Below are 19,000 nucleotides of genomic sequence, written 5' to 3'. Positions count from 1 at the left end.
GTATATGAGATTAAAATATGACTTAAAAGTATATAGGTAAATAGTTTGTTAAATGTTTTAAAATTGCACCTTCTAGCGATAAAAATTTTTCATATGCTCTTTGAACTTAATTTATGATAATTGTCCCAATATCTATTTTAAAAAGATTTCACAATATTTATAATGAAAAACATCGACTTTTGTCGATGTTTTTTTATATAAATCCATATATATCAAGGGTTGTCCATAATTCCAATGAAAAATGCTCTGTTACATTAGACGTCCTTTGTAATGAAATTGTTACATAACTGTAAAATAAAAAAGGTTTAAAAAGTGATAAGATGAATTCAGTTAAGTTTTCAGAAAATTTATGACGTCGGAGGAACTACATGAACTTGAAGTCTATATCGCAAAAAGTCATTGGTATAATAATTTTATCCATGCTTTTAGTCACACTTCCATTTGCAGCAAGCACCGAAGCTTCTAGCTCAATAGATTCATCTGAATTAGTAGCAACCGCTAAAAACTTAATAGGTATTAAATATCGCGGAGGCGGAACTACAACTGCTGGATTCGATTGTTCAGGCTTTGTAGGCTACGTATTTGATGATTTAGGCATTAATCTTCCAAGATCATCCGCAGGTATGTATGCAACTGGTTCTAAAGTTGAAAAAGATAACCTGGCTTCAGGAGATCTTGTTTTCTTTAATACATCTGGTAAAGGCATTTCACATGTTGGAATATACATTGGGGATGGAAAATTTATTCATTCATCGACTTCTAAAGGCGTGAAGGTAGATAAGTTAAGTGATCCTTATTATTGGGGCAAACGCTTTGTTGGAGCAAAAAGAGTCGCAGATGTAACAATGACAGCAAATAAATAAAAACATATACCCGGATACCTTATCGTATAGTGCGATAAGGTATTTTTTTATTACTAAATAAATAATACGGCGTTACAGCGAATGACAAACAGCATAAGTGCTTTTGAAACTTTTGTAGTTTGAATAATTATGCGGTGGTTTTAAGATAACTAAAGAGAGGTATATAGGCTAATAATAACTTCCACTCTATAACTACAAAATGGAGTTTGCACACCATTAATTTCTTGATAATTATTCTTCCGTTAGTCATAATGGAGGGATATAAATAGGTTAATATTGGTGTGTGTGGGAGGAATTACAATGCAGTATAAGAGAAATGAATATTTTCGATACACTTTCGGTGAACCTTGTGAGGCAACATTTCGTTTAATAAAGGACACGGGAGGTGACCGCCCTACAGAATTCTCGAATAAAGGGAAGTGTCAAATCATAGATATAAGTCCCAATGGCTTAAGGATAATTACAGAGCTTTCTATTGTAATTGAGCTATTAAAAGTGATAGAAGTGAATTTTATCATTGATGAGACACCACTTAGCATGATTGGGGAGCTCGTGTGGTCTAAGAAAAATGTCAATGGCTTCGAATACGGAGTGCGACTGAGTGGAGATCAAAATAACGAGCAAAAAATCGTAAATGACCTTAAAGTACGAAGTCGAAAAGAAATGGAATTAAAAACCAAAAATGTGTCAAGATTCGACAAAAAATAATTATTTTATTTTACGAAAAGAAGGATATTTAAAAGGAAATGTTGAAATATTATATAGAGTTAAATTAAAGGAGGAGTTTACATGCTAAACTTTAACATTCGTGGAGAAAACATTGAGGTGACTCCTGCAATTCGTGAGTACGTTGAAGGTAAGGTCGAAAAAGTCGGTCGTTACTTTAACGAAGAAATTCAAGCGACTGCAAACGTCAACTTAAAAGTGTACAATGACAAACAAACTAAGGTCGAAGTAACAATCCCGATGAAGAATTTAACTTTAAGAGCGGAAGAACGTCATACTGATATGTATGCCGCTATTGATCTTATAGTAGATAAATTAGAGCGTCAAATTCGAAAATATAAAACTAAAGTAAATCGTAAAAGCCGTGAGCGTGAGGGAGTAGGAGCATATTTTGCTGCTATCGATCCACCGGATGCTCCAGTTTCTCTTTCAGAGGAAGACGAGTACAATATCGTCCGTACAAAACAGTTTGATTTAAAACCAATGGATCAGGAAGAAGCAGTATTACAGATGAATATGCTTGGTCACAGCTTCTTTATCTTTACTGATGCTGATTCAAATGGTACTCATATCGTCTATAAACGTAAGGACGGAAAATACGGTTTAATCGAAACAAATTAATTAAACCAATAAAAATTACAACTAAATTAAGCATATCGACATAAAGTGACAAAAACTCTTCTCTTTTCATGGAGAAGAGTTTTTGTATTTATGGCTCACCTCATTTGCGTGAGTATGTAACGAATGGTAAAATGGAGAGTAAGACTAAATGGGAAGTGAATATAAATGCTTAATGTTCTTAATAAAGTGTTCGATTTAAATAAACGTGATTTAAAACGATTAGAAAAAATCGCTGATAAAGTAGAAGCATTGGCTAGTGAAATGGAAGCTCTTACTGATGATGCACTAAGCGCAAAAACGGAGGAATTCCGTGAAAGGTTCTCTAAGGGTGAGACTTTAGATCTGCTTTTACCAGAGGCATTTGCCGTTGCGCGTGAGGGAGCTAAACGAGTACTAGGTTTGTATCCATTCCGAGTGCAAATCATGGGTGCAGCAGCACTGCATGAGGGGAATATTGCAGAGATGAAAACTGGGGAAGGTAAAACCCTAACATCTACTATGTCTGTTTATTTAAATGCCCTAACAGGACAAGGAGTCCACGTAGTAACAGTAAATGAATACCTGTCTAGCCGTGATGCTGTGGAAATGGGTAAACTATATAATTTCTTAGGTCTATCTGTTGGACTAAATTTAAATTCTCTTTCTAAAGATGAAAAGCGTGAAGCATATGCTGCTGATGTTACGTATTCCACAAACAATGAGCTAGGATTTGATTATCTTAGAGATAATATGGTGTTGTACAAGGAAGAAAAAGTACAACGTCCGCTTCACTATGCCGTAATAGATGAGGTTGACTCCATCTTAATCGATGAAGCGAGAACGCCTTTAATCATTTCCGGACAAGCAAACAAGGCTGCTGCACTTTACAAGCAAGCAAACGCATTTGTTCGCACTTTGAATAAAGAAGAAGATTATACGTATGAAGAGTCAACTAAAGGTGTAACTTTGACTGACACAGGAGTTGAAAAAGTAGAAAAAGCTTTCCATATCGAGAACTTATTCGACTTAACTCATGTTCGATTGAATCATGCGATCAACCAATCTCTAAAAGCACACGTTTCCATGCATTTAGATGTTGATTATGTTGTGCAAGATGGTGACGTAGTCATCGTTGACTCCTTCACCGGACGACTAATGAAGGGCCGTCGTTATAGTGACGGATTGCATCAAGCGATTGAGGCTAAGGAAGGCTTAGAAGTACAAAATGAATCGATGACAATGGCCACGATTACCTTCCAAAACTTTTTCCGTATGTATGACAAGCTGTCAGGGATGACAGGTACTGCTAAAACAGAGGAAGAGGAATTCCGTAATATTTATAATATGAATGTTATTGCTATTCCAACGAATAAACCGATTGCTAGAGATGATCGTCCAGATTTAATCTATGCATCCATGAATGGAAAATTCGAAGCGGTTGCAGCTGATATAGCAGAACGTCATAAAAATGGACAACCAGTTTTAATAGGTACTGTTGCGATTGAGACTTCTGAAATTATTTCAAAGCTGTTAACAAAGCATGGTATCAAGCATAATGTATTAAATGCAAAAAACCATGAGCATGAAGCAGAAATTATCGCAACTGCAGGACATCTTGGTTCTGTAACAATTGCCACTAACATGGCTGGGCGTGGTACAGATATCAAGCTTGGAGACGGAGTTTTAGATGCTGGTGGGTTAGCAGTAATTGGTACAGAGCGTCATGAGTCGCGTCGTATTGATAATCAGCTACGAGGACGTTCTGGACGTCAAGGGGATCCTGGTGTGACTCAATTCTATCTTTCTATGGAAGATGAATTGATGCGTCGATTTGGTTCAGACAATATGCGCACTATGATGTCTAAGCTTGGAATGGACGATTCACAGCCTATCCAATCTAAAATGGTATCCCGTGCAGTGGAATCTGCTCAAAAACGTGTAGAGGGTAACAACTTCGATTCTCGTAAACGTCTGTTACAATATGATGATGTTTTGCGTCAGCAACGTGAAATTATATACAAAGAACGTAACGAAGTATTGGAAACAGAAAATATGCGTGCTTTAGTGGAGACTATGATCTTTGCTGCTATTGAGCGTTTAGTTACTGCTCATACAAATGCAGAAAATAAAGCAGAGTGGAACTACAAGGCAATAGAGGATTATGTTCAAGCTAATCTGCTTCCAGAAGGTGTCATCACTCAAGCAATGTTAGAAAATATTTCTCAGGATGAAGTTATTGAGAAAATTAAAGATGAAGTAATTAGCTTCTATGATGCAAAAGAAGCGGAAATGACTGCTGAGCGCATGCGCGAGTTCGAAAAAGTTGTTTTACTTCGTTCAATTGACTCTAAATGGATTGATCATATCGATGCGATGGATCAGCTTCGTCAAGGTATTCACTTACGTGCATATGGACAAAATGATCCACTTCGTGAATACCAAAGTGAAGGGTTCGCCATGTTCGAATCCATGGTAGAGGCTATCCAAGAGGATGTAGCGAAGTATGCTATGAAAGCAGAAATTCGCAACAACCTGGAGCGTGAAGAGGTAGCTAAAGGGCAAGCTGTGAATCCAAAAGAAGAAGGCGGTCCTGTTAAGAAAAAACCAGTTCGCAAGCAGGCCAATGTAGGTCGCAATGAGCCATGTCCATGTGGTAGCGGAGAAAAGTTTAAAAACTGTCATGGTGCAGTTAGATAATAGAGATATTCGGAGGAACAAAAAAATGATAGAAATTTCAGTTGTAAGAAATGAATTAGACCGTACAGCCGGTAAGTTAAAAGACTTTAGGGGGTCTCTTTGACTTAGAAAACAAAGAGGTTCGTATTCAGGAATTAGAGGAGTTAATGACTTTCCCGGATTTTTGGGATGATTCTCAAGGAGCTCAAAAGGTTATTAATGAGTTAAATGGTTTAAAAGGAATTGTTGAACAATATTATAATCTTGTATCTACACAAGAAAATCTGGAAATGACTCTTGAATTATTGAAAGAAGAGCCAGATGAAGAATTACAAGAAGAGCTTGGAAAAGAGTTAAAAGAATTCACTACTGCTCTAGAAGAATTTGAACTTCAATTATTACTAAGTGAAGAATATGATAAGCACAATGCTATTTTAGAATTGCATCCTGGTGCGGGTGGAACAGAATCACAGGACTGGGGTTCCATCCTTCTACGTATGTATCAGCGTTGGGCAGATAAACGCGGCTTTAAGGTTGAGACAATTGATTACTTACCTGGCGATGAGGCTGGTATTAAATCCGTTACCTTACTGATTAAGGGTCATAATGCTTACGGTTACTTAAAAGCAGAAAAAGGCGTTCATCGTCTTGTCCGTATATCTCCTTTCGATTCATCTGGTCGCCGTCATACATCATTTGTTTCGTGTGAGGTTATGCCAGAGTTTAATGATGAAATAGAAATTGAAATTCGTACAGAAGATTTAAAAATAGATACGTACCGTGCAACAGGTGCCGGTGGTCAGCATATCAATACAACTGACTCAGCAGTTCGAATTACTCACTTGCCGACCAACACAGTAGTAACTTGTCAAACGGAGCGTTCACAGATTAAAAACCGTGAACACGCAATGAAGCTTTTAAAATCTAAGCTATACCAATTAAAAATTGAAGAACAGGAAGCACAGCTTGCTGAGATTCGTGGAGAGCAAAAAGAAATCGGATGGGGTAGTCAAATTCGATCTTATGTATTTCATCCATACTCAATGGTTAAAGACCACCGTACGAATGAGGAAAGTGGAAACGTCCATGCGGTTGTAGATGGTGAAATAGACCCATTCATTCATGCTTACTTACGCTCCAAAATAAATTAATAGACGGTAAAAACTCCCATGTTATAATACAATTACATGGGAGTTTTTATGTGTTATTTCATAATGGGAATGGAGAAAAGGAAATGAACATTAATGAGTTGAAGCAGAAAGATCTATTAAGAAAAAATACCATACTTTATATTGCTTATGCATTAGCAGCTGGATTAGGGCTATTAGTGCAAGTTATGATGCAAGCGAAAACTGCAATTATTATTTCAATAGGTATACCCTTTGTTGCTTCTTTTATTTTTTACTATTTAGCTAGAAAATCGATGAATATTGCCAAAATGTTTCCTTATATTATTATATTGGCTACCGCAATTACTGCAGGTAGTACAGCTTATTTCAATGTAATCAGTATAGCGACAATTATTTTAGCATTCTTCGTACTTATATTAAGTAGTATCCATAATGATCGTTTCGTTTTTGTATATGGTTTTGTTTTATCAATTATTGCCATGTCTATAAATGTTATAAGGGATGAGCCAAACTTATTTGATGGGCAAACAGTAAATGTGTTCTTTATACATTTTATAATGGCATTGGGTATCTATTTACAGGTTACTCAAAGTAAGTCTTTGTTCTCAAATGTAGAAAGATTAATGGGTGAAGCCGCTCTTAAAGCTAAAGAAGACAGCCTTCTTAAAGATAAATTGGAAAATGCAGTACATATCATTACTTCAAATTTAGAACAAATTCGTCAAAGTACACAATCTGCTAATATAGCTCAACAGGAAATGCTTATTGCAGTAGGGGAAGTCAGTAGCGGGGCTCAACGTCAAGCTGACAATGTAGCTGATATTGTCCAAAATACAGAAGCTACATCTAGCTCAGTGAAAGAAATGGCTATTAACTTAGAGTCGATAGTTCAGAAGGCAGAAGTAGCAGGAAAAAACGCTTCAGATGGGTCACTGGTCATGGAGGAAATGACGAAAGACATTAATCAATTTACAATCTTTTTCGAGGAATTAAACCAAACGTTTCAAAATCTTTTTGAAAAAATTACTGAAACAAATCAGTTTGCCAGTGACATTCGTCAAATTACAGAGCAAACAAATCTTTTAGCATTAAATGCATCTATTGAAGCTGCACGCGCTGGAGAACACGGTAAGGGATTTGCAGTAGTAGCTGAAGAAATACGAAAACTAGCTGGTGTAACCAATCAAACGGTAGAGAAAATAGATGATAATCTAAACAATGTCAACAAGTTTAATGAGGCAGCTCTGCAAAAGCTTGAAATAGGCTTAGCACAAATTCACAATCAGTCAGAAACAGCTGAACAATCTAACAAATCGTTCAAAAATCTATTTGAAACGATGAGCTCACTTCAACAGTCGTTGGCAATCTATTTAAAAGAGATTGATACGATTGCAAAAAACAGTGAAGAAATTAACATAAGCACTACTGAGTTTGCTGCAATTATCGAGGAAAGTACGGCAACTGTGGAGGAACTAAATGCGACACTAGTAAATATTACAGAGGATCAGCTAGCCATTTCCGATTATATTGAGGAAACCTATAAGGAAGCACAGTCCATTAATAACTAATCTATTATGTTTAGACTGCGTATCTAATTAATTTTAGATACGCAGTTTTTATGCATGATTTTATTTAACTATATTGTACATACTAATTAAATCAATCTATTAATACGTCATCTTGCTGAAGTTCACAAAAATGTCTTCTGTTGTTATACTATTTCAGGTTGAATAAAAGTATTTACATGAAAGAGGAATTACGATGACTACAACGACAAATAATAGAGTTCATAAAGAAATTGCTCCATGGATGGTACAAGCAAGAGATTATTTTTACGTCATAATAGGAGCAGCAATAATAGCTCTTGGCTTTAACGTATTTTTATTGCCGAACCAAGTAGCCTCCGGTGGAGTTAGTGGAATAAGTACGATATTAACAGGAGTATTTGGCTGGGAGCCAGGACTTGTTCAATATGCTTTCAATATTCCATTATTTATAGCAGGTTTAATATTTCTTGGAGCAAGGTTTGGTATCAAATCATTAGTAGGAACCTTAGTGTTACCAGCTGTTGTCTTATTAACAGCAAGCTGGGAACCATGGACATATAATCCATTGTTAGGCGCTTTGTTCGGTGGAATCACAGTAGGGCTAGGATTAGGAATTGTCTTCAGAGGCGGTGCTTCCACAGGTGGAACGGATCTAGCTGCTCAAATTATCACCAAGTACACAGGTTTTTCATTAGGAAGAAGTGTTTTACTTATCGATGGCTTAATTGTACTGAGTGCAGCAGTAGTATTTGATATAGAAAAGGCTTTATACGCGTTGATTGGATTATTTGTTACTACAAAAACGATAGATATCGTGCAGCTAGGATTTAGCCAATCTAAAATGATTTATATAATTACGAATAAACAGGATGAAATAAGGGAAGCTATTTATAAGGAGATTGATCGAGGGGTGACGAAGCTTCCTGCCTATGGCGGGTATACCAATGAAGAGAAATCTATCCTTATGGTGGTGGCCTATCAAACAGAGTTCACAAAGCTGAAACAAGTAGTCCAAATCATTGACCCCACTGCGTTTGTCATAGTTTCTGATGCCTATGAGGTATTAGGAGAAGGTTTTAAAAGGTACTAAATTTGGTATAATAAGATTGCAATTCCATAATGTTGAGGGAGGTTAAATTAATGAACAAAAAATTACTAGCTGTCATCTTTGGAGCAGGTCTAATGCTTGCTGCTTGTGGTGGTGGAGACGATGAAGCAAAAGACACTTCAACAACTGATGATGGATCGACTGGTTCTTCTGAAACTGCTTCTGTAGATGCAGAGAAGATTGTCAATTCTAAATGTATTACTTGTCATGGTGGAAACTTAGAAGGACAAGGTAGCTTCCCAGCAATTGCTGATGTAGGCTCTCGCTTATCTGAAGATGAAATCTTAAATGTTATTTTAAATGGACAAGGCGCAATGCCACCAAAAATCATTCAAGGTGAAGAAGCAGAAGCAGTTGCTGCATGGTTAGCTGAGAAAAAATAATCGATTGAACGAAAGCAGCTACTTGTAAAAGTAGCTGCTTTTTTGAATGATAAGAAAAGAATGTAGAAAAAAATATTGAGTAGTACATATGTAAAACTAATTTTTGAGAGGTCAATTGCTTAAAGAAATATCTAAATATTTTTCATATCTTTGCTTTTCATTGTTTAATTCATAAACTCTAATAAAATTAACTTCAAATTGAGGGTATGGTGTCAATTCTATATCTGCTAATCTTTCCATTTCTTTTAGTTCTTTTTTTGAGAGCCCAGTAGAAACGTTTCCACCATACTGTGCTTTCCCAAGAGTTAAGTGAGCTACAAAGTCATCGAGTTCAAAATACTGTTGTATTAAGACTTCTGATGGTGAAACCTCTTTTACTATTTTTTGATGCAATTCGTGTAAACTATTTGAGCGAACACTCAAATATAAAATGTTATCTCCAAAATACTTTGGCTTATCTAATGACACTTGAAAAGACTTAAAATCCTTACACGCCCTTTGTACTTTGTCTATCCACTTTTTATCTGCGGTTAATCCCCCTTGTGCTTTCAAAGTAATATGTGGCTCAACACCTAATTGGTTAATCCATCTACGTTGAAAATGCTCAATTCGTTCTAAATATTCTTCTGGTGGGACAATTCCTATAAAATACTCTACTTTCATTCTAATCCACTCCTATTTTTCTCCGTTTAAATAATTTTAGCAGAAATAAAACAGTCTTCTTAAAAGATAAGAAATAAATGAAGTAAGTACTACATGAATTCAAAGTATATATTTAAAATCGATCAATGACACACAACTTAAGAATGAGAGCATTTTCAGGAACTAAGATTTTGAGTTTGCAATTATTCAAAAGCATTCATTAATTATTAATTGTAGCGACAGGCGGGGCCTCAGTGGGATGAGTGAGACAGATATGCCATCATCTGACGCGGAAGCGACGGTGATGGCATATCGCTCACTCCTCGGAAAGCGGAAATCCAGTCTACTATTTAAAATATAACGGATACCTGCCCCTGTATGATGCTAAATACTCTCTTTTAAATGCTAGTAAATGACATATATTGAAGGAAATTAATGAAAAATAGTTTAAATAATCAGAGCAATATCACGAAATGTTCAATTTATTGGTTGAAAATAGACTTTACTGTAAAAATTTTCTCGTAATCGATTTTAAAGCAGGAGATTTGAATGAATGTGTAGAAATAAGGGGTATAGTCCTTTTGTAAGGGAGCATAAAATACCAAAAAAACTGAAAAATCGATAATTATTTAGTTTTTTTGACTATATTTTCCTACAAATTGAAATCTAATTGTAACATTAACAAAGGTCTCAAGTGTTATAATAGGCATTGTTGTATTTAATCAAAGAAAGTAATTAGGTGGTATACAAATGATAGAAATGACTAACGTCTATAAAAAATATCCTAATGGTATTGTTGCTGCTAATGGGATTGACGTAGCAATTAAACAGGGTGAATTCGTATACGTAGTTGGCCCAAGTGGAGCAGGTAAATCGACATTTATCAAAATGATGTATCGAGAAGAACGCTCAACGTCAGGTACGATTGTAGTCAATGGTATGAACTTAGCTACATTAAAAAACAAAAATGTTCCTTACTTGAGAAGACAAATTGGAGTTGTCTTTCAAGACTTTAAATTACTCCCACGTTTGAATGTATATGAAAACGTTGCTTTTGCATTAGAAGTAATCGAGGAATCCCCTAAGATTATTCGTAAAAAAGTAATGGATGTGTTGGAGTTAGTTGGATTAAAAAATAAGGCAAGAATGTTCCCAACTGAGTTATCAGGTGGAGAACAACAACGTGTTTCGATTGCGCGTTCCATTGTAAATACTCCTAAACTAGTAATTGCAGATGAGCCAACAGGAAACTTAGACCCCGAAACATCATGGGAAATTATGAATATTTTCGAAGAGATTAATTCCCGTGGAACTACAATTGTTATGGCAACTCACAATAGAGAAATTGTAAACACAATTCGACACCGTGTTATTGTAGTTGAGGGTGGATTAATCACTCGAGACGAGTACGGAGGAGATTACGGATATGAAGGCTAGAACAGCAGGACGACACTTCCGAGATAGTTTGAAAAGTATTAGCCGAAATGGTTGGATGACCTTTGCATCCGTTAGTGCTGTAACCGTTACATTATTACTTGTAGGCGTGTTCGTCATGATTATGATGAATTTAAATAAAGTAGCCGATGATTTAGAACGAGACGTAGAGATAAAAGTTTACGTGGAATTGACTGCAGATGAAGCATCTGTCACTACGTTACAAGAAAATATAAAAAACATTCCCGGAGTTTCTGAGTTAACTTACGCTACTAAGGGAGAAGAATTAAAAAAGCTTGTTATGGATTTTGGAGAAGACCTTGAATTATTCGAGCAAGAAAACCCTTTACATAATGTTTTTTACGTAAAAGCAAAAAACCCTCAAGAAACTGAGAAGGTTGCGAAGGAGATCGATCAGTTAGACAACACTTTTGAGGTTAGTTATGGAGAAGGAAAAATAGAAAAACTATTTTCTGCCTTAAATATGGGTAGAAACGTAGGTATTGTACTTATTTTAGCGCTATTGTTCACAGCGATGTTCTTAATATCGAATACTATTCGTATTACGATAGTTGCTAGAAGAAGAGACATAGAGATTATGAAGCTGGTTGGAGCTACAAACTGGTTTATCCGTATTCCTTTCATATTGGAGGGTATGTGGCTTGGTATATTAGGAGCGATACTACCAATCACACTAGTTACGGTGCTTTACTATAATCTTTATAATGCATTGCAGCCTAAATTAGAATCAGGAAATTTATTTAATTTACTAGAGTTTTCCCCATTTATCTATCAGTTAAACGGCTTGATCTTGTTAATGGGAGTTTTAATCGGTGTATGGGGCAGTTTCATGTCTGTACGAAAATTTTTACGAGTATAAGCAGGTAGCTTGAAGGGAGCAGGGAGATTTGAGAAAACAGTCGAAATGGGTGCTGCGCATATTTGCAGTGGCAGCATCTGGAGCGCTTTTATTTAACACGCCAAGTGCTCTTGCCAATTCATTGAATGACCTTAAAAAAGAACAACAAAACATTCAAGAAAAGAAAAGTTCTATTCAATCAAATATTAAAGAAACTGAAACGAAGATTGATACAAATGAGTCCAAAATTGACCAAATTATGGCTCAAATCCAAGCGTTGGATAATGAAATTATGGCAACCGAGAAAAGTATTTCAGCAGTTTTAAGTGAGATTGAACAAACCACGACTGAAATAGAAGCTCTTAAGGCTTCTATCGCTGAGCTAGAACAGAAAATTGCAGACCGTGATAAGCTTTTGAAAGAAAGAATTCGCGCAGTTCAAGTTAGTGGTGGATCTGTAAATTATTTAGATGTTTTACTTGGAGCTAATAGCTTCGTAGATTTTATCGACCGTTTTTCAGCAGTTAATACATTGATGGAAGCCGATCGAAAAATTTTAAAAGAGCAAGCGGAAGATAAAGCAAAACTAGAAGAGCAAACAGCAAGCTTAGAGAAAAAACTTCAAGAGCAAGAAGATAGTAAAGCACAACTTCTTTCATTAAAAGCAAATTTAGATAACCAAAAATCTTCTAAGGGTACTTTGGTTGACCAGTTAGAGGCTGAACAAGCAAAACTTCTAGAAGATAAAGAGCAAATGGAAACTGAATATGAAGAAGTTTTAAACTTAGATAAAGAAATTCAAGATAAAATCGTCGCAGAACAAAAACGACAAGCAGAAATAGCTAGAAAAGCAGCAGAAGAGAAAAAGAAAAGAGAGGCTGCAGAACGTCAACGTCAGCAAGCCGCTAGCGGATCTACAACATCTATCCCAGAAGTTTCTTCTGGTAACTGGACTAAACCTGCATCCGGTCGATTTACTTCTGGATATGGATATAGAATGCATCCGATATATGGCAAAGGCAAAATGCATTACGGAATCGATATTGCAAACAGCACAGGTACACCAGTAGTATCGGCAGCTGATGGCGTAGTTTCTTATGCATCACCTTTAAGCACATACGGTAATGTTATTATGGTTACACACTCTATTGATGGCCAAACTATTACTTCCTTATATGCTCATTTAAGCAGCATTAAAGTAAGCGTTGGACAAGTTGTTTCAAAAGGCCAGCATATTGGCGCGATTGGAACTACTGGTAACTCAACTGGACCACATCTTCACTTCGAAACTCATTTAGGATATTGGGAAGGCATGGCAAGTAACTCAGTTAACCCATTAAGATATATTTCTTTATAAAATGAAAAGACACTTCTATTACTTAGGAGTGTCTTTTTTTGTACACATTTATAACAAAACAAAAGGAATAGAATAGTATTCTAATTCTACTTATGCATATAATTAGAGTAATGATATTTAATAGGTAATATGGAGGTACAAAGTGAAGAAAATCATTGGGTTACTAATTGTTGGTTGTTTAGTAGCTATTGCTACTATATCCTTTGTCAAAGAGAATATCGAGGAAAAAGCAGATCCATTTGAAGGGGAGCAGATGGGCACAGACCTTGCTGAAAACCCTGCAAACAAAGGGACTGGTAAAGGAGATATTGCTCCTGAATTTACTCTGACCACTCTGGCTGGTGAAGAAGTATCGCTTTCAGATTATAAGGGAAAAAAAGTTGTTTTAAACTTTTGGGCAACGTGGTGCCCACCTTGTAAGGCCGAAATGCCTCATATGCAAAACTATTATGAGGATATGGCAGAAGAAGCTAACGTAGAGATACTCGCGGTCAACCTTACGAAAGGTGATTATGGGATTGATAAAGTTAGTTCATTCGTGGATGATTATGGTTTAACTTTTCCTATCCCACTGGATGAAGAAGGGGAGATAGGAGATGTATATCAAGCGATTACTATCCCAACTACTTACATGATCGATACGACTGGAACGATACAAAATAAAATAGTTGGACCGATGGATGAACAAATGATTATAGATTATGTCAATAAATTAAATTAAGAATCTGATTTTTGGGCAAGTATTAAACTTCGTTTTTCTCACATATATTAGTGGAAAAGTAGGAGGTTGAATTTGCGCAAAAATCGGATTTTTTTATACGGCTTTATATTAGTTGTCGCATTAGTTTTAGGGTATTTATGGTTTTCAGGAAAATCACCTAAGGGTGAGGAGAGTGAGGTTAGTAGTAGCAAGGTCATTGACGAAGCTTATGACTTGATAAAGAAAGAAGCTGTTTTTTCTAAGAACGAGAAACTATTAGTGGAAGGTGCTATAAGAGGTATGGCTGATGCACTGGAGGATCCACATTCTTCTTATTTAACAAAAGAGGAAGCGGAGGCTCAGGAATCTTCTCTTGCAGAAGAGCGAGTAGGAATCGGTGTAGAAATTATGCAGTCTGGTGGTAAGTTTATCGTTGTTGCACCAATCAAAGATTCCCCAGCGTTTAAAGCGGGTTTAAAACCTCAGGATGAAATTGTTCGAGTAAACGGTGAAAGATTAACTGCTAAATCAATGGCGGAGCTAGTCCAACTGTTAAGCGGCGAAAAAGGAAGTAGTCTTAAATTGACGGTATATCGCCCAAGCGAGAATCGTCATGTGGAGTTACATATGAAACGAGACACAATCGCGTTGCATACTGTTTCTAGTGAGGTTTTAGAGGTCGATGGTAAGTCTATTGGAATCGTAACGATTTCTATTTTTGGAGAGAAAACAGCTGAAGAGTGGGAGAAGCAAACAAAAGCTCTAGTAGAACGTGGCATACACGGACTAGTTGTGGATGTCCGAGGTAACCCAGGTGGTTATTTATTTAGCGTTTCTTCTATTATAGGTACACTTTTACAAAACGGTAGCACATTTGCATATATGCAGGATTCCAATGGAGTTTTAGAAATGTTGAATACAGTAAATAAGGACACACCTTATCTCAACAAGGTACCAGTTGTTTTATTGCAAAATGGTGGAAGTGCCTCAGCAAGTGAGGTTTTAGCAGGGGCATTGAAGGATAATAACCGCGCCATGATCGTTGGTGAAACAAGCTTTGGTAAAGGAACTGTTCAAGAAACTCACCCATTGTCCAACGGCGGCAAATTAAAAATATCTACACATAAATGGTTAACTCCTAAACAACAATGGATTCATCACAAAGGGATTGAGGCAGATCTGAAGGTGGAGCAAGACGAATTATTCGATATCGATATGAAATACTATCACGGTGAGTTCCAGCTTGGAGATTATGGTGAGGAAGTGAAGTACGTACAGCAAGTACTTGGGGGGCTTGGCTATAATGTGGCTCGCAAGGACGGCTATTTTGATGAAAATACATTAGAAGCAGTAGACAAATATCGTGAGACGAATAAATTGGAAGTAAATTCAAAGCTTGATGAGGCATTCTTTCAGAATATGACTAACACAATTAACAATTATAAGTCTAGAAAAGAGAACGATCAACAGTTACAAATGGGAGTAAGTTATATAATTCATAAGTTAAATAAATAACTTGATACAATAAACCTATACGGAAGTTCTCCTCGTTTGATACAATAATAGTTACACTATGTTACGAGCGAGGAGGATGCGTATGGTACAAGAAATATTAATAGAATTGGTAAAAGGAATAGGTCGATTCTTCCTTCATCCAGCCGTATATATTACGCTTCTTTTTTCTGTGTTAATCGGATATTTTCGAGTAAAAAGAGAGAGAAAACAGTTCCGAGCTAGAATTCTTTGGGGCTGGACAGAGGCCAAGCATTTCTTGTTAGACGGTTATGTATGGGCAATTATTATATCTGTTATAAGTGTAGCAGCGGGTTTAGTTGTACCTTCTTCATGGTTGATGGTCTATAGTGTATGGATGATTATTTTTGTGATACTCTTTATGTATCAGGCTGGTTCTGCGATATATGCAATCGCATTAGGAGCAGTTACTTTATATATCATGTACTTGTATGAGTGGTCCTTCGAATTATTTACATGGGATTTTATTGGACAAGATATATTTAGTGAAATGATCGTACCAATTGCTATTTTAGCAGGATTGCTATTAGTGGCTGAGGGATTCATCATTCAAAAGCATGGAGCAACTAATGCGTCACCTAAATTGGTAAAAACGGCAAGAGGTAGCGAGGCAATGGAATATGTAACCAAACGACTTTGGTTGTTACCGATTCTATTAGTCATACCGGGAGATGTTATACATACATATCTACCCTACTGGCCGCAGTTTACTTTAGGAGAATCAACGTTTTCTTTAGTATTGTTCCCATTTGTGATAGGCTTCCAACAAAAAAGCAGGCATTCGTTGGCAGAGAAATTTTTCCCTCACTATGGAAAAAGAGTTTGGCATTTAGGAATAATAGTGACGGTCATCGCTGCTTTTGGCTATCTAGAACCACTTATAGCTATAATTGCGGTGGGATTAGGAGTTATAGCGAGACTATTAATATCTTATATTGAATATACAAAAGAGCGTAATGGTTCGTATGCCGTTTCACCTCAATCTAATGGAGTGATGATTGCAGGTGTGCTATCGGACTCTCCAGCAGAAAAGATGGGCTTAAAAATTGGAGAATGCATCGTTAAAGTAAATGGACAAAAAGTAACAGATGAGCAAGAGCTATACGAAGCCGTCCAAATCAATGCAGCACATTGTAGATTAGAAGTATTAGATCACAATGGAGAGCTACGATTGAGACAGCATGTTTTGTTTAGACACGATCATTACAGACTAGGATTAATCTTAGTAAGGTAGGAGAAACAATGGAAACTTTATCTATACCAACACAAGTGATACTGGCTATCGTGACACCTGCTTTATTAGTTGTGCTCTTTACTCGCATAACCTTCAACCGCTATGTTGCCCTATTACTAACTGTCGCGCTATTTGCAGCATCGGTCTATGCAGGATACACCCATCGTTGGTGGATATACATTCTAGATGCAGCATCCCTGACAGTTGGATTCTGGTATGCAAGCCATATGAAAGCACGCGACAAAAAATCCGCCTCTTGAAGGCGGATTTTTTATTTTGCTTTTGGTGAAAGGAATTGGGAAAGGGAAAGACCCACATCATAGTGCAAGGGATTTTGGTAAGTGCAAGGTTGTGAGTCATTACTGCAAGGTTTGAAGCGAATACCGCAATGTTTATAGTGATCTGTGCAAGGTTATGAGTGATTACTGCAATGTTTCCTTTCATCTGTGCAAGGTTAAAGTAATGTTGCAAAGCTATTAATTATCTTCATAAGGTTGGGGGGAACCATTTGTAGATACTTGTTTATCTGCAACATTACTCATCAAACGCGCAACAGTTATCGTGAACTCTGCAACACTTTGGCAGAATGCGCAACTCTTCTCATCAAACGCGCAACAGTTTACACCGTTTGCGCAACACTTTGGGAGAAACGCGCAACAGTTGCCGTGAACTCTGCAACACTTTGGCAGAATGCACAAAACTTCTCATCAAACGCGCAACAGTTTACACCGTTTGCGCAACACTTTGGGAGAAACGCGCAACAGTTGTCGTGAACTCTGCAACACTTCTCAGCAAACCCGCAACGCTTCCTTTATGCGCAACAGTTTACACCATTTGCGCAACACTTTGGGAGAAACGCGCAACAGTTGTCGTGAACTCTGCAACACTTCTCACCAAACCCGCAACAGTTTGCTCCGTTCCCGTAACACTCTTAACAATCATCCCTACACACCACACTTTACCTACCTATTCTCTAACCGACTATTCATCAATTTCCACCGGTTTTCTTAGCTAGAGCTACTTCGTGGTCCTTGCGGATGTTGTGTAGCAATTCTGCATCTGTGAGGATGCGGTAGCCAGTGGAGGCTAGAGCTTTGGCGCCTTTGATGAGTGCCTCGTTACCTAGCTGGGATTTAGCTGCTTCCCGAAACTCGATTGTGTGACCAACTAAATCATCAGGGCCAATCTTGATATGCGGGTGGGCAGTAGGGACTGCGTAGCTAATATTTCCAGCATCTGTGGAGCCTTTTCCTTTTCGTTTTTCCGTATGCACGAATTCTCCCACTGCTTCTAGTTCGGAATGTAGGATTTCGTCCAATTTTGAATTTAATACAAAGTCCTGAACCTCGTTTTGGAATCGCTCAATTCTTACCGAGGCACCGGTTGCTAACGCTGCGCCGTTAGCGATAGCATGAACCTTTTGTGCTACTTCCTCTGTATGTTTCCAGCTTTCAGCGCGGATATAAAAGCGGGCTGAGGCATAATCGGGTATGATATTCGGTGCATCACCTCCGTGAGTGATAATGCCGTGAATACGTATATTGCTTGGCAACTGTTGACGAAGGGCATTAATACCATTGAATAGCAGAATGACTGCATCTAGAGCGTTTATTCCTTGCTCTGGAGACCCGGATGCATGTGCAGCTTTACCGTAAAAATGAAAGTCTAGTGGATCTACAGCCAATGTCTCACTAGTTAAAGATGTTTTCCCGGAAGGGTGAATCATTAATGCGACATCTACATCCTTTAAGAAGCCATGCTTTACGAAGCTTCCTTTTGCACTTCCATTGGGGCCACCTTCCTCGGCAGGGGTTCCTAGTATGACCACGTTGCCACCTGTAAGGGGAAGTGCCTCTGCTAGAGCAATACCAGCTGCTACGCTAGTAGTGCCGATAATATTATGACCACAGGCATGACCGATGCCTGGAAGAGCATCATACTCGGCTAGATAAGCTACAGTAGGACCTTCTTTTCCTCCTTTTTTTATAGCATAGAAGGAGGTTTCATGACCTGCAACGGCAGTAGTTACCTCAAAGCCAGCGTCACGTAGCAACTTAATATGCTTGGCACTAGCAAAGAATTCCTGATTACCAATCTCCGGGTTAGCATGAATCTCCTGGCTGACTTGAATATACAGCTCTTTATTTTCCTCAATTGACTTAATCAGAAGTTCTTTCGGTTCTTTTACAATACTCATCTTTTTTCCTC

General features: G+C 37.4%; 17 protein-coding genes. 15 read left to right on the top strand and 2 right to left on the bottom strand.

Going from position 1 to position 19,000, the window contains the following annotated elements:
- Positions 1–368 precede the first annotated feature (368 nt).
- From D0S48_RS07030 to cccB, 8 genes are all read left to right on the top strand, one after another.
- Positions 369–863 carry a C40 family peptidase gene (locus tag D0S48_RS07030; RefSeq protein ID WP_144537645.1) on the top strand — a complete coding sequence of 165 codons (495 nt, stop codon included), beginning with the start codon at positions 369–371 and terminating at the stop codon, positions 861–863.
- A 300-nt stretch (positions 864–1,163) separates the two neighbouring features.
- The gene (locus D0S48_RS07025) at positions 1,164–1,571 is read left to right on the top strand and encodes a PilZ domain-containing protein (RefSeq protein WP_151110846.1); all 408 of its coding nucleotides are present in this window, start codon (positions 1,164–1,166) and stop codon (positions 1,569–1,571) included.
- Between the two features lie 81 nt (positions 1,572–1,652).
- Positions 1,653–2,210, top strand: coding sequence for a ribosome hibernation-promoting factor, HPF/YfiA family (hpf, locus tag D0S48_RS07020; protein ID WP_144537649.1), 558 nt, complete (start codon positions 1,653–1,655; stop codon positions 2,208–2,210).
- Between the two features lie 165 nt (positions 2,211–2,375).
- Positions 2,376–4,886 carry a preprotein translocase subunit SecA gene (gene secA / locus D0S48_RS07015; protein WP_151110844.1) on the top strand — a complete coding sequence of 837 codons (2,511 nt, stop codon included), beginning with the start codon at positions 2,376–2,378 and terminating at the stop codon, positions 4,884–4,886.
- Between the two features lie 28 nt (positions 4,887–4,914).
- Positions 4,915–6,016, top strand: a protein-coding gene (gene prfB, locus D0S48_RS07010; protein WP_144538236.1) for a peptide chain release factor 2 whose coding sequence is annotated in 2 segments (ribosomal slippage) — positions 4,915–4,986 and positions 4,988–6,016 — 1,101 coding nt in all. Because the reading frame shifts where the segments join, the coding sequence is not laid out codon by codon here.
- A gap of 83 nt (positions 6,017–6,099) precedes the next feature.
- Positions 6,100–7,563 (top strand): methyl-accepting chemotaxis protein, encoded by a 1,464-nt coding sequence (locus D0S48_RS07005; RefSeq protein WP_151110842.1) that lies wholly within the window; start codon positions 6,100–6,102, stop codon positions 7,561–7,563.
- A gap of 241 nt (positions 7,564–7,804) precedes the next feature.
- Positions 7,805–8,632 carry a YitT family protein gene (locus D0S48_RS07000; protein ID WP_144538237.1) on the top strand — a complete coding sequence of 276 codons (828 nt, stop codon included), beginning with the start codon at positions 7,805–7,807 and terminating at the stop codon, positions 8,630–8,632.
- Between the two features lie 50 nt (positions 8,633–8,682).
- Complete coding sequence (gene cccB, locus D0S48_RS06995) at positions 8,683–9,033, top strand: cytochrome c551 (protein ID WP_144537655.1); 351 nt, start codon at positions 8,683–8,685, stop codon at positions 9,031–9,033.
- Between the two features lie 111 nt (positions 9,034–9,144).
- Here the strand turns inward: cccB and D0S48_RS06990 are convergent, their stop codons facing one another.
- On the bottom strand, positions 9,145–9,696 hold the full coding sequence (locus D0S48_RS06990; protein WP_151110840.1) for a 2'-5' RNA ligase family protein: 552 nt from the start codon (positions 9,694–9,696) through the stop codon (positions 9,145–9,147).
- Between the two features lie 729 nt (positions 9,697–10,425).
- Between D0S48_RS06990 and ftsE the strand changes: the two genes are divergently transcribed.
- The 7 genes from ftsE (at position 10,426) to D0S48_RS06955 (ending at position 17,052) form a co-directional block, all read left to right on the top strand.
- Positions 10,426–11,112 carry a cell division ATP-binding protein FtsE gene (gene ftsE, locus D0S48_RS06985; protein WP_144537659.1) on the top strand — a complete coding sequence of 229 codons (687 nt, stop codon included), beginning with the start codon at positions 10,426–10,428 and terminating at the stop codon, positions 11,110–11,112.
- The gene (gene ftsX, locus D0S48_RS06980) at positions 11,102–11,989 is read left to right on the top strand and encodes a permease-like cell division protein FtsX (RefSeq protein ID WP_144537661.1); all 888 of its coding nucleotides are present in this window, start codon (positions 11,102–11,104) and stop codon (positions 11,987–11,989) included. Before ftsE ends, ftsX begins: the two co-directional genes overlap by 11 nt.
- Before the next feature lie 28 nt (positions 11,990–12,017).
- Positions 12,018–13,325: a murein hydrolase activator EnvC family protein gene (locus tag D0S48_RS06975; RefSeq protein WP_151110838.1), complete on the top strand. Its 1,308-nt coding sequence runs from the start codon at positions 12,018–12,020 to the stop codon at positions 13,323–13,325.
- Between the two features lie 142 nt (positions 13,326–13,467).
- Positions 13,468–14,046, top strand: coding sequence for a redoxin domain-containing protein (locus D0S48_RS06970; RefSeq protein WP_151110836.1), 579 nt, complete (start codon positions 13,468–13,470; stop codon positions 14,044–14,046).
- 72 nt (positions 14,047–14,118) lie between these two features.
- On the top strand, positions 14,119–15,540 hold the full coding sequence (locus tag D0S48_RS06965) for a S41 family peptidase (protein WP_151110834.1): 1,422 nt from the start codon (positions 14,119–14,121) through the stop codon (positions 15,538–15,540).
- 82 nt (positions 15,541–15,622) lie between these two features.
- Positions 15,623–16,792, top strand: coding sequence for a PDZ domain-containing protein (locus D0S48_RS06960; protein ID WP_191963883.1), 1,170 nt, complete (start codon positions 15,623–15,625; stop codon positions 16,790–16,792).
- Between the two features lie 8 nt (positions 16,793–16,800).
- Entirely contained in the window at positions 16,801–17,052 is a 252-nt protein-coding gene (locus D0S48_RS06955; protein WP_144537668.1) for a CsbA family protein, read from the top strand.
- 728 nt (positions 17,053–17,780) lie between these two features.
- Here D0S48_RS06955 and D0S48_RS06950 read toward each other — a convergent pair.
- Positions 17,781–18,989 (bottom strand): M20 family metallopeptidase, encoded by a 1,209-nt coding sequence (locus tag D0S48_RS06950; protein ID WP_151110832.1) that lies wholly within the window; start codon positions 18,987–18,989, stop codon positions 17,781–17,783.
- Between the last annotated feature and the right edge of the window lie 11 nt (positions 18,990–19,000).

Source organism: Psychrobacillus sp. AK 1817 (assembly GCF_008807035.1).
In the GTDB taxonomy this organism is placed as follows: Bacteria; Bacillota; Bacilli; order Bacillales_A; family Planococcaceae; genus Psychrobacillus; species Psychrobacillus faecigallinarum.
This window is presented reverse-complemented; position numbering and strand designations above follow the sequence as displayed.

Excerpts from the sequence above, each read along its gene's own strand:
- D0S48_RS06990 (WP_151110840.1), bottom strand. The coding sequence starts at position 9,696 with ATGAAAGTAGAGTATTTTATAGGAATTGTCCCACCAGAAGAATATTTA.
- D0S48_RS07030 (WP_144537645.1), top strand. The coding sequence starts at position 369 with ATGAACTTGAAGTCTATATCGCAAAAAGTCATTGGTATAATAATTTTA.
- ftsX (WP_144537661.1), top strand. The coding sequence starts at position 11,102 with ATGAAGGCTAGAACAGCAGGACGACACTTCCGAGATAGTTTGAAAAGT.
- ftsE (WP_144537659.1), top strand. The coding sequence starts at position 10,426 with ATGATAGAAATGACTAACGTCTATAAAAAATATCCTAATGGTATTGTT.
- D0S48_RS07000 (WP_144538237.1), top strand. The coding sequence starts at position 7,805 with ATGGTACAAGCAAGAGATTATTTTTACGTCATAATAGGAGCAGCAATA.
- D0S48_RS07005 (WP_151110842.1), top strand. The coding sequence starts at position 6,100 with ATGAACATTAATGAGTTGAAGCAGAAAGATCTATTAAGAAAAAATACC.
- D0S48_RS06960 (WP_191963883.1), top strand. The coding sequence starts at position 15,623 with ATGGTACAAGAAATATTAATAGAATTGGTAAAAGGAATAGGTCGATTC.
- D0S48_RS06955 (WP_144537668.1), top strand. The coding sequence starts at position 16,801 with ATGGAAACTTTATCTATACCAACACAAGTGATACTGGCTATCGTGACA.
- cccB (WP_144537655.1), top strand. The coding sequence starts at position 8,683 with ATGAACAAAAAATTACTAGCTGTCATCTTTGGAGCAGGTCTAATGCTT.
- D0S48_RS06950 (WP_151110832.1), bottom strand. The coding sequence starts at position 18,989 with ATGAGTATTGTAAAAGAACCGAAAGAACTTCTGATTAAGTCAATTGAG.
- secA (WP_151110844.1), top strand. The coding sequence starts at position 2,376 with ATGCTTAATGTTCTTAATAAAGTGTTCGATTTAAATAAACGTGATTTA.
- D0S48_RS07025 (WP_151110846.1), top strand. The coding sequence starts at position 1,164 with ATGCAGTATAAGAGAAATGAATATTTTCGATACACTTTCGGTGAACCT.
- hpf (WP_144537649.1), top strand. The coding sequence starts at position 1,653 with ATGCTAAACTTTAACATTCGTGGAGAAAACATTGAGGTGACTCCTGCA.